Origin of the sequence: Streptomyces sp. (assembly GCF_036566765.1) — a bacterium.
Lineage (GTDB): Bacteria > Actinomycetota > Actinomycetes > Streptomycetales > Streptomycetaceae > Streptomyces.
The window spans coordinates 1-10,858 of the sequence record NZ_DATCVQ010000544.1 but is presented as its reverse complement, the minus strand read 5'-3'; the positions used below and the strand labels follow the sequence as shown (position 1 = coordinate 10,858).

Below are 10,858 nucleotides of genomic sequence, written 5' to 3'. Positions count from 1 at the left end.
GACGCCGCCGCCGCGGCGCCCTCGCGCCGGCCGCGCCGGAACAGCCGCCGCAGGTCCAGTGCGTTGACCCGGTCGCCGAGGAGCAGCAGCGCCGCCGGGAGCAGGGTCAGCGCGGCGGCCGCCGCGAGCAGCACGACGGCGATGCCCGCGTAGGCGAAGGAGCGCAGGAAGTACTGCGGGAAGACCAGCATGGCGGCGAGCGAGACCGCGACGGTCAGCGAGGAGAACAGGACCGTCCGCCCCGCGGTGCGCAGCGTCGTCGCCACGGCCGTACGGGTGTCCGCCCCGGTCGCCAGCTCCTCCCGGAACCGGCGGACGACGAACAGCGCGTAGTCGATGGCGAGTCCGAGGCCGAGGGCCGTGGTCAGGTTCATCGCGAAGACGGAGACGTCGGTGAACTCGGTGATCCCGCGCAGGACCGCGTTGGTCCCGAGGATCGCGACGATGCCGACGCCCAGCGGCAGCATGGCCGCGACGGCGCTGCCGAAGACCATGACGAGGAGCACCAGCGTCACCGGCAGGGCGATCAGCTCGGCCCGCAGCAGGTCCTCCTGGATGACCGTCTGCATCTCGTGCTGCACCGCGAGCCGCCCACCGATGGACACCTCCACCGGCCCGTGCTTGCCCCGGAACTCGGGGGCGATCCGCTCCAGGACCTCCGAGGCGGCCTTCTCCTCGCCCGCTATCCGTGCGGCGATGACGGCCTGCCGCCCGTCCTCGGAGCGCAGCGCCGGCGCCTTGGTCCCCCAGTACGAGCCGACGCCCGAGACGCCCGCCTCGGCGTCGAGCCGCTCCGCGAGCCGGGCCGCCTCGGAGGCGACGGCCGGGGCGTCGACCCCGGCCGCTCCGGCGTCGACCAGCAGGAGCAGATTGGGCTGGGCGGCCGGGAACTCGCGCTCCAGGACCTCGGTGGCGTACGTGGACTCCGCATCCGGCGCCTCCCAGCCGCCGCTGCCCATCCGGTCGGCCACCCCGCCGCCGGCGAACACCGCGAGGGCGGTGATCACCAGCGCGACCAGCAGCGTCAACCTCGGCCGGGCGGTGGCGAAGCGCGCCCACCCCCCGCCCCCCGACGGAGCTGGATTCTTGACTTCGGCCATGACGCGGTGTCCCCTTCACCGAGACCCGCCACCTGCTTCCGGGCAGGTGGCAAGGGTCGTCCATTGCCATAGACTGACAAACACGAGAGATCGCTCGCGTTTCCCAAGAATGCGAGCGAGCACTCGCGTTTGTCAAACGCGTCATGAAAGCTGGGGACGGAGATGTCCGAGGAACCCGCGCCGCGCCGCCGCCAGGCCCGTGGCGAGCGCCGCATCACGCAGCTGCTCCAGGCCGCGGCGAGCGTCTTCTGCCGGACCGGGTACGCGGCGGCCAGCACCAATGCCATCGCCCGCGAGGCCGAGGTCTCGCCGGGCACGCTCTACCAGTACTTCCCGAACAAGGAGGCGATCGCCGTCGAGCTCGGCGGCCGCCTGCTGCAGCAGATGCGCGAGACCCACGGGCTGGCCTTCGACCGGGCCAACCTGGAGCTCCCGCTGCCCGAGCTGGTGGACGCGGTGCTGGAGCCGGTGATCGAGTTCAACTGCCGGAATCCGGCATTCCTCGCACTCATACACGGCAGCGGGGACATCCCCGGCCGGATCGCCGAGGAGCACGAGGCGGTGCACGCGTCGATGCTCACCCGGATCGAGGAGACGATCGGGCACTTCGCCCCCGACCTGGCCGCCGACGACCGGGCGCGGATCGCCTCAATGACCCTCGGCATCGTCAAGGCCGGACTCGAGCTGGTGCTCGCCGCCCCCGACGGCCCACAGCGCGACGCGACGGTCGCCGAACTGAAGCGCGCCCTCGTCCGCTACCTCGAACCGCTCTTCACCCCGGGCCTCGCCGCGACTCCGGGCCCGTGAACCCGAGCCCGTGAACCCGTCCGTGGCGCGGCCTGGTTTCATACCCCCCAGGGGTATAGAATGTGGTTCCGTACCGGGCATCACACCGCACCGCCCCGAAGGAGAACGCCATGACCGCCGAGACGAAGACCGAGCTCCCTCAGACCACCACCACGGTCTACCAGGTCAAGGGCATGACCTGCGGGCACTGCGAGGGCGCGGTGAGCAGCGAGATCGCGGAGCTCGCCGGCGTCACCTCGGTCAAGGCGGTGGCGTCCACCGGCCAGGTCACCGTGGTCTCCGAGGCCCCGCTCGACGATGACGCCGTGGCCGCCGCCGTGGACGAGGCCGGCTACGAGCTGGACGGCCTGGCCTGAGGCCCACAGCCCGAGGCGCACGGCCCGAGGCCCCACAGCCCGAGGCTCCGCAGCACCCCCGCAGGGTCGTACCGTGGGCAACGGTACGACCCTGCCCCGTTTGGAAGCGCACATGACCTCCAGCACTACCACCGAGCTCCTGGTCGGCGGCATGACCTGCGCCTCCTGCGCGGCCCGCGTCGAGAAGAAGCTCAACCGGATGGACGGCGTCACCGCCACCGTCAACTACGCGACGGAGAAGGCCCGCATCGAACACCCGGCCCAGCTGCCGGTCGCCGACCTCATCGCCACGGTCGTGAGGACGGGCTACACCGCGGAGCCGCCCCCGCCGCCGGAACCGGAACCCGCACCGGCACCGGAGTCCGGCCCCAAGGAGCACCCCGCCCCCGACGAGGCCGCCTCATTCCGGCAGCGGCTCACCGTCTCCGCGCTCCTGTCCGCGCCCGTGGTCCTGCTCGCCATGGTCCCGGCGCTGCAGTTCGACGACTGGCAGTGGCTGAGCCTCACCCTCGCCGCGCCCGTCGTGGTCTGGGGCGGGCTGCCGTTCCACCGCGCCGCCTGGACCAACGCCCGGCACGGCGCGGCCACCATGGACACCCTGGTCTCGCTCGGCACGATCGCCGCCTTCGGCTGGTCCCTGTGGGCGCTGTTCCTGGGCGACGCGGGGATGCCGGGCATGCGCCACGGCTTCGACCTCACCGCCTCCCGCGCCGACGCCGCCTCGACGATCTACCTGGAGGTCGCCGCCGGGGTGACCACGTTCATCCTGCTCGGCCGCTGGCTCGAGGCCCGCGCCAAACGGAAGGCGGGCGCGGCGCTGCGCGCACTGATGGAGCTCGGCGCGAAGGACGTGGCGGTGCTGCGGTCCGGGCCGGCCGGGGCCCGGGCGGAGGTGCGGATCCCGGTGGCCGAGCTGCGCGTCGGCGACCTCTTCGTCGTACGCCCCGGGGAGAAGATCGCGACGGACGGCACGGTCGCCGAGGGCGCCTCGGCCGTGGACGCGGCCATGCTGACCGGCGAGTCCGTGCCGGTGGACGTGACCGCGGGCGACGCGGTCACCGGCGGCTGCGTCAACACCTCGGGCCGGCTCGTCGTGGAGACGACCCGGATCGGGGCCGACACACAGCTGGCCCGGATGGCGAAGCTCGTCGAGGACGCGCAGAACGGCAAGGCCGCGGTGCAGCGGCTCGCGGACCGGATCTCCGCCGTCTTCGTCCCCGTCGTCCTGCTGATCGCCCTCGGGACCCTCGGCGCATGGCTGGCGGCCACCGGCGACGCCACGGCCTCGTTCACCGCCGCCGTCGCCGTCCTGATCATCGCCTGCCCCTGCGCCCTCGGTCTGGCCACCCCGACCGCACTCATGGTCGGCACCGGACGCGGCGCGCAGCTGGGCATCCTGATCAAGGGCCCGGAGGTGCTGGAGTCGACCCACCGCGTCGACACGGTCGTCCTCGACAAGACGGGCACCGTCACCACGGGCCGCATGGAGCTGCGCAAGGCGTACGCCGAGGGGGACACCGACGAGACGACGCTGCTGCGCCTCGTGGGCGCCCTGGAGCACGCCTCCGAGCACCCGGTCGCCCGGGCGATCGCGGCCGGCGCGGCGGACCGCGTGGGCGCCTTGCCCGAGGTACGGGACTTCGAGAGCGTGCCCGGCCTCGGGGTCCGCGGCACGGTCGAAGGACACCGCGTCCTGGCCGGCCGCCCGGCGCTCCTGGAGGCGGCCGGGATCGCCCCGCCGCCGCTGCCGGACGACCACGGGAGCACCGCGGTCGCGGTCGCCTGGGACGGGGTCGCGCGCGGGGTCGTCACGGTCGCGGACGCGGTCAAGGAGACCAGCGCCGAGGCCGTCGCCCGGCTGCGCGCCCTGGGCCTGACCCCGGTGCTGCTGACCGGCGACACGAAGGCGGTCGCCGAGGCGGTCGCGGCGGAGGTCGGGATCGACGAGGTGATCGCCGAGGTGCTGCCCCAGGAGAAGGTCGCGGTGGTCGAGCGACTGAAGGCGGAGGGGCGGACGGTCGCCATGGTCGGCGACGGGGTCAACGACGCCGCCGCACTCGCCGTCGCCGATCTGGGCCTGGCGATGGGGACGGGCACGGATGCGGCCATCGAGGCCGGCGACCTGACCCTCGTCCGCGGGGACCTGCGGGTCGCGGCGGACGCGATCCGGCTCTCCCGGCGAACCCTCGCGACGATCAAGGGGAACCTGTTCTGGGCCTTCGGCTACAACGTCGCCGCGCTGCCGCTCGCCGCGGCCGGACTGCTCAACCCGATGATCGCCGGCCTCGCGATGGCATTTTCGTCCGTCTTTGTCGTGACAAACAGCCTGCGACTTCGGGCGTTCACGTGAATTCACATTCACGTGACGCACAAGACCTTCACAAAGAGACCTAGATCACAGATATTTGGGGGTAACCATCTGGGCTGTTCGCGAGTCTAAGTGGGCGATGCCAGAACGTCTTGGGGGACGTTCATGGGATGTCTTGGGGGACGTCCCAGGCAAGCGTTGGCCGGGGCACGTGCACCGGGGAGCTTTGAGCGGCCCTCCCGTACGTACGTACCCCGGCAGACCGCGCAGACCCGCGCGCTTCTGCCGACACGTGCTCGACATGTGCTCGACACGGCAGACGCCCGGCCCGGATCCCGTGGGGGGAATCCGCACCGGGGATATGGGAAGCGCCCCGCTCGCCGACCCGTGGGGGGATCGGAAGCGGGGCGCTTCTCGCTTTGGCTCTGCGGCCGACGGCTCAGCGGGCCTCGACCGGGACGAAGTCGCGCAGGACCTCGCCCGTGTAGATCTGGCGCGGGCGGCCGATGCGGGAACCCGGCTCCTTGATCATCTCGTGCCACTGGGCGATCCAGCCGGGAAGCCGGCCGAGCGCGAAGAGCACGGTGAACATCTCGGTCGGGAAGCCCATCGCGCGGTAGATGAGACCCGTGTAGAAGTCCACGTTCGGGTAGAGGTTGCGCGAGACGAAGTAGTCGTCGGAGAGCGCGTGCTCCTCCAGCTTGAGCGCGATGTCCAGCAGCTCGTCGGACTTGCCGAGCGCGGAGAGGACGTCGTGCGCCGCCGCCTTGATGATCTTGGCGCGCGGGTCGAAGGACTTGTACACCCGGTGGCCGAAGCCCATCAGGCGGACGCCGTCCTCCTTGTTCTTCACCTTGTTGATGAAGGAGTCGACATCGCCGCCGTTGGCCTGGATGCCCTCGAGCATCTCCAGGACCGACTGGTTGGCGCCGCCGTGCAGGGGGCCCCACAGGGCCGAGATGCCGGCCGAGATCGAGGCGAACATGTTCGCCTGCGAGGAACCGACCAGACGCACGGTGGAGGTCGAACAGTTCTGCTCGTGGTCCGCGTGCAGGATCAGCAGCTTGTCGAGCGCGGCGACGACGACCGGGTCCAGGTCGTACTCCTGCGCCGGGACCGAGAAGGTCATGCGCAGGAAGTTCTCGACGTACCCGAGGTCGTTGCGCGGGTAGACGAACGGGTGGCCGATCGACTTCTTGTACGCGTACGCCGCGATCGTCGGCAGCTTGGCCAGCAGCCGGATCGTGGAGAGGTGACGCTGCTTCTCGTCGAAGGGGTTGTGGCTGTCCTGGTAGAAGGTGGACAGCGCCGAGACGACCGAGGACAGCATCGCCATCGGGTGGGCGTCGCGCGGGAAACCGCGGAAGAAGTTCTTGACGTCCTCGTGCACCAGCGTGTGCTGGGTGATCTCGGTCTGGAAGGTCGTGAGCTCCTCCGCCTTCGGCAGCTCACCGTTGATCAGCAGGTACGCCACCTCCAGGAAGGTGGACTGCTCGGCCAGCTGCTCGATGGGGTAGCCGCGGTACCGCAGGATGCCCTTCTCGCCGTCCAGGTAGGTGATGGCGGATTTATAGGCGGCGGTGTTGCCGTATCCGCTGTCCAGCGTGACCAGACCGGTCTGGGCTCGGAGCTTCCCGATGTCGAAGCCCTTGTCGCCGACGGTGCTCTCGACCACCGGGTAGGTGTATTCACCGTCCGCGTACCGCAGTACTACAGAGTTGTCGCTCACGTCATCCCTCACCGACGTAGTGCCTCTTCTTCGAGGTGCCCTGACTGTCTCTACCATCCCCCATTTGGCTCAGCAGAGTGCACTCGGGGTCGACCAATGGGCCATTTGGCGGCACTCAGTGCCGCCAACCTGCTCATCCTGCCCCCTTCGCCCCGGTTGGGGAAAGTCCGCCGAGCCGATGAGCGAGCGCGGTGCACCGCCTGCCCGCGGAAACCGTACGCACCGCCTGGCCGATCGCCTTGCGTGAACCGACCAGGACGACCAGTTTCTTCGCCCGGGTGACGGCGGTGTAGAGGAGGTTCCGCTGGAGCATCATCCAGGCCCCCGTGGTGATCGGGATCACGACCGCGGGGTACTCGCTTCCCTGTGAACGGTGGATGGTCACAGCGTAGGCATGGGCCAGCTCGTCCAGCTCGTCGAAGTCGTACGGGATCTCCTCGTCCTCGTCGGTGCGCACGGTGAGCCGCTGCTCCACCGGATCGAGCGAGGTCACCACCCCGACCGTGCCGTTGAAGACCCCGTTCTCTCCCTTGTCGTAGTTGTTGCGGATCTGGGTGACCTTGTCGCCGACCCGGAAGACCCGGCCGCCGAAGCGCTTCTCGGGGAGGTCGGGGCGGGCGGGGGTGATGGCCTGCTGGAGCAGGCCGTTGAGCGTGCCCGCGCCGGCCGGGCCGCGGTGCATGGGGGCGAGGACCTGCACGTCGCGGCGCGGGTCGAGGCCGAATCTGGCGGGAATCCGCCGGGCCGCGACCTCCACCGCGAGCCGGCCCGCGTCCTCCGTCTCGTCCTCGGCGAAGAGGAAGAAGTCCGGCAGGCCGGTGGTGAGCGGGTGCTGTCCGGCGTTGATCCGGTGTGCGTTGGTGACGACTCCGGACTGCTGGGCCTGCCGGAAGATCCGGGTCAGCCGGACGGCCGGCACCGGGCTGTCCGGAGCCAGCAGGTCGCCGAGCACCTCGCCCGCGCCGACCGACGGCAGCTGGTCCACGTCCCCCACCAGAAGCAGGTGCGCGCCCGGGGCCACGGCCTTGACCAGCTTGTTCGCAAGCAGCAGGTCCAGCATCGACGCCTCGTCGACCACCACCAGGTCCGCGTCGAGCGGGCGGTCCCGGTCGTACGCCGCGTCGCCGCCCGGCTTGAGCTCCAGGAGCCGGTGGACGGTGGAGGCCTCCGCGCCGGTCAGCTCGGCGAGCCGCTTGGCGGCCCGGCCGGTGGGCGCGGCGAGCACGACCTTGGCCTTCTTGGCCCGGGCCAGCTCCACGATGGAGCGGACCGTGAACGACTTGCCGCAGCCGGGGCCGCCGGTGAGCACGGCGACCTTGCGCGTCAGGGCCAGCCGGACCGCCTCCTCCTGCTCGGGCGCGAGCGAGGCCCCGGTCCGCGTGGCGAGCCAGGCCAGCGCCTTGTCCCAGGCGACGTCCCGGAAGGCCGACATCCGGTCCTCCTCCGCGCCCAGGAGCCGCCGGACCTGCCCGGCCAGGGACAGCTCGGCACGGTGGAACGGGATCAGGTACACGGCGGTCACCGGTTCGCCCCCGGGCCCCGGCACCGACTCCCGCACCACGCCCTCCGGGTCGGCGGCCAGCTCGGCGAGGCACTCGATGACGAGCCCGGTGTCCACCTGGAGCAGCTTCACCGCGTCCGCGATCAGCTGCTCCTCGGGCAGGAAGCAGTGCCCCTGGTCGGTGGACTGGGAGAGCGCGTACTGCAGCCCCGCCTTGACGCGCTCCGGGCTGTCGTGCGGTATGCCGACCGACTGGGCGATCTTGTCGGCGGTGAGGAAACCGATGCCCCAGACGTCGGCGGCCAGCCGGTACGGCTGGTTCTTCACGACGGAGATCGAGGCGTCCCCGTACTTCTTGTAGATGCGCACCGCGATGGACGTGGAGACGCCGACGGTCTGGAGGAAGACCATGACCTCCTTGATGGCCTTCTGCTCCTCCCATGCCTCCGCGATCTTCTTGGTGCGCTTGGGGCCGAGGCCGGGAACCTCCACGAGGCGGGCCGGCGCGTTCTCGATGATGTCGAGGGTGTCCAGGCCGAAGTGGCTGGTGATGCGGTCGGCGAAGACCGGCCCGATGCCCTTGACCAGACCCGAGCCGAGATAGCGGCGGATGCCCTGGATGGTGGCGGGCAGGAGGGTCGTGTAGTTCTCCACCGTGAACTGCTTGCCGTACTGCGGGTGGGAGCCCCAGCGTCCCTCCATCCGCAGCGACTCCCCCGGCTGCGCGCCGAGCAGCGAGCCGACCACCGTGAGGAGATCCCCGGCTCCGCGCCCGGTGTCGACGCGCGCGACCGTGTAGCCGCTCTCCTCGTTGGCGTACGTGATCCGCTCGAGAACCCCTTCGAGCACGGCGAGACGCGGGCTGGGACTGGACATGATCCGACGTTAGCGAAGAGCTCCGACAACGCGGGCGGCCTGTGGAAAGCGGCCTGTGGAAAACCCTCCCCGCGCGGGCCCCGCTACAAGGGGCCCGGTCCGTAGACCGGGCCCCACGCGCTCCCCCTCCGTCAAGGCTTCCCGATCCCCCCGGATCCCTCCCCGGAAGCCTTGATGACCAGTACGACATCCGTCACGGGCGAAGGGTTGCACGGATGCGGGCGGTAATTTTTCCGGAATCACGATTCCGAAATACCGAGCTCGGTGAAGCGCTTCAGCGTCTCCTCCAGGACCTCCACGCCGTCCCTGCCCCAGAGTTCGTCGTTGAACAGCTCCACCTCCACCGGTCCGGTGTGGCCCGCCGCCGCGGCGAGCTCGCACCACGCCCGCAGGTCGATCACTCCGTCGCCCAGCTGTCCGCGGCCGTTCAGGACCCCCGCGGGCAGCGGGGTGGTCCAGTCGGCGAGCTGGAAGGAGTGCAGCCGGCCCGCCGCCCCCGCGCGGGCCACTGCCGCCGGGGCCCGGTCGTCCCACCACACGTGGTACGTGTCGACCACCACCCCCACCTGCTCCGCAGGGAAGCGCTCCGCGATCTCCAGCGCCTGGTCCAGCGTGGAGACGGCGCAGCGGTCCGCCGCGTACATCGGGTGCAGCGGTTCGATCGCGAGCCGGACGCCGCGCTCTCCCGCGTACGGGGCGAGTTGGGCGATCGCCCCGGCGATCCGGGCGCGCGCGGCCGCCAGGTCGCGGCCGCCGGGCGGGAGCCCGCCCGAGACGAGGACGAGCGTGTCGGCGCCCAGGGCGGCCGCCTCGTCGATCGCGGCGCGGTTGTCGTCCAGCCAACCGTCGGCGGTGAAGAAGCCGCCCCGGCACAGGGACGTGACCGTCAGGCCCGCGTCGCGCACGAGCCTCGCCGAGGCCTCCAGGCCGTACGCCCGCACCGGTTCACGCCACAGGCCGACCGCCGGGATGCCGAGCCGTACGCACTGCTCCACCAGCTCCGGCAGGGAGAGCTGCTTCACCGTCATCTGGTTGATGCTGAAGCGGGAGAGAGCGTTCACCGGTCGACTCCGTACACGGTCAGCAGGGACTTCATCCGGAACTCCGCCAGCTCCGGATCCGGGAACAGGCCCAGCCCGTCGGCGAGTTCGTACGCCCGCGCCAGGTGCGGCAGCGAGCGCGCGGACTGGAGGCCGCCGACCATCGTGAAGTGGTCCTGGTGACCGGCCAGCCAGGCGAGGAACACCACGCCCGTCTTGTAGAAGCGGGTGGGGGTTTGGAAGAGATGGCGCGACAAATGCACGGTCGGGTCCAGGAGTTCGCGGAAGCCCTTGACGTCCCCGGTGTCCAGGACGCGCACCGCCCGCGCCGCGAGCGGCCCCAGAGGGTCGAAGATCCCGAGCAGCGCGTGGCTGAAGCGTCCTCCCGCCGCCGGCTCCTCCCCCGCGATCAGCTCGGGGTAGTGGAAGTCGTCCCCCGTGTAGCAGCGGACGCCCTCCGGGAGCCGGCGGCGCAGGTCGATCTCGCGGCGCGCGTCGAGGAGGGAGACCTTGATGCCGTCGACCTTGTCGGGGTGTTCGGCGACGACCTGGAGAAACGTCTCGGTGGCGGCGTCCAGATCGGCGGAGCCCCAGTAGCCCTCCAGGGCCGGGTCGAACATCGGGCCGAGCCAGTGCAGGATCACCGGCTCCGCGGCCTGGCGGAGGAGACGGCCATAGACCTCCGCGTAGTCCTCGGGGCCCTTCGCGGCGGCCGCGAGCGCCCTGGAGGCCATCACGACGGCCTGGGCGCCGGACTCCTCGACGACGGCGAGCTGTTCCTCGTACGCCGCGCAGATCTCCGGCATGGATCCGAAGCCCCCTCCTATCTGGTCCGTGCCCACGCCGCAGGCGATCCGTCCGCCGACCGCCTTCGCCTCGGCCGCCGACCGCCGGATCAGCTCCGCCGCGCCGGCCCAGTCGAGGCCCATCCCGCGCTGTGCGGTGTCCATCGCCTCGGCCACCCCGAGGCCGTGCGCCCACAGGTGCCGCCGGAACGCGAGGGTGGCGTCCCAGTCGACGGCGGCGGGGCCGTCGAGCGAGGCGTCGGCGTACGGGTCGGCGACGACGTGCGCGGCGGAGAAGACGACGCGGGAGCGCAGCGGAGCGGCCGGCGCCGCGTCGCCGCGCGCCGCGGCGACAG

At 71.3% G+C, this 10,858-nt stretch carries 8 protein-coding genes; 3 read left to right on the top strand and 5 right to left on the bottom strand.

The genetic code is table 11. From position 1 onward, the window contains the following. Positions 1–1,100: MMPL family transporter (locus tag VIU94_RS31535; protein ID WP_331916630.1), on the bottom strand; the 1,100-nt coding region annotated here is incomplete at its 3' end. Positions 1,101–1,262: 162 nt separating this feature from the next. Between VIU94_RS31535 and VIU94_RS31530 the strand changes: the two genes are divergently transcribed. From VIU94_RS31530 to VIU94_RS31520, 3 genes are all read left to right on the top strand, one after another. Beyond that, the gene (locus VIU94_RS31530) at positions 1,263–1,907 is read left to right on the top strand and encodes a TetR/AcrR family transcriptional regulator (protein ID WP_331916628.1); all 645 of its coding nucleotides are present in this window, start codon (positions 1,263–1,265) and stop codon (positions 1,905–1,907) included. Between the two features lie 110 nt (positions 1,908–2,017). Continuing rightward, entirely contained in the window at positions 2,018–2,263 is a 246-nt protein-coding gene (locus VIU94_RS31525) for a cation transporter (protein WP_331916626.1), read from the top strand. A 112-nt stretch (positions 2,264–2,375) separates the two neighbouring features. Next, a complete protein-coding gene (locus VIU94_RS31520) occupies positions 2,376–4,613 on the top strand; it encodes a heavy metal translocating P-type ATPase (protein ID WP_331916624.1) in 2,238 nt (745 codons plus the stop codon). A gap of 397 nt (positions 4,614–5,010) precedes the next feature. Here the strand turns inward: VIU94_RS31520 and VIU94_RS31515 are convergent, their stop codons facing one another. The 4 genes from VIU94_RS31515 to VIU94_RS31500 form a co-directional block, all read right to left on the bottom strand. Beyond that, positions 5,011–6,300: a citrate synthase gene (locus VIU94_RS31515; protein ID WP_331916622.1), complete on the bottom strand. Its 1,290-nt coding sequence runs from the start codon at positions 6,298–6,300 to the stop codon at positions 5,011–5,013. 133 nt (positions 6,301–6,433) lie between these two features. Beyond that, positions 6,434–8,677 (bottom strand): SF1B family DNA helicase RecD2, encoded by a 2,244-nt coding sequence (recD2, locus tag VIU94_RS31510; protein WP_331916620.1) that lies wholly within the window; start codon positions 8,675–8,677, stop codon positions 6,434–6,436. 239 nt (positions 8,678–8,916) lie between these two features. Beyond that, positions 8,917–9,705, bottom strand: a complete 789-nt coding sequence (locus VIU94_RS31505) for a sugar phosphate isomerase/epimerase family protein (RefSeq protein WP_331916632.1) — start codon at positions 9,703–9,705, stop codon at positions 8,917–8,919. Positions 9,706–9,734: 29 nt separating this feature from the next. After that, positions 9,735–10,858 (bottom strand): dihydrodipicolinate synthase family protein (locus tag VIU94_RS31500; protein WP_331916618.1); only part of this gene is annotated, 1,124 nt, incomplete at its 5' end.

Coding starts and splice junctions, on each gene's coding strand:
- VIU94_RS31530 (WP_331916628.1), top strand. CDS start 1,263: ATGTCCGAGGAACCCGCGCCGCGCCGCCGCCAGGCCCGTGGCGAGCGC.
- VIU94_RS31525 (WP_331916626.1), top strand. CDS start 2,018: ATGACCGCCGAGACGAAGACCGAGCTCCCTCAGACCACCACCACGGTC.
- VIU94_RS31520 (WP_331916624.1), top strand. CDS start 2,376: ATGACCTCCAGCACTACCACCGAGCTCCTGGTCGGCGGCATGACCTGC.
- recD2 (WP_331916620.1), bottom strand. CDS start 8,677: ATGTCCAGTCCCAGCCCGCGTCTCGCCGTGCTCGAAGGGGTTCTCGAG.
- VIU94_RS31505 (WP_331916632.1), bottom strand. CDS start 9,705: ATGACGGTGAAGCAGCTCTCCCTGCCGGAGCTGGTGGAGCAGTGCGTA.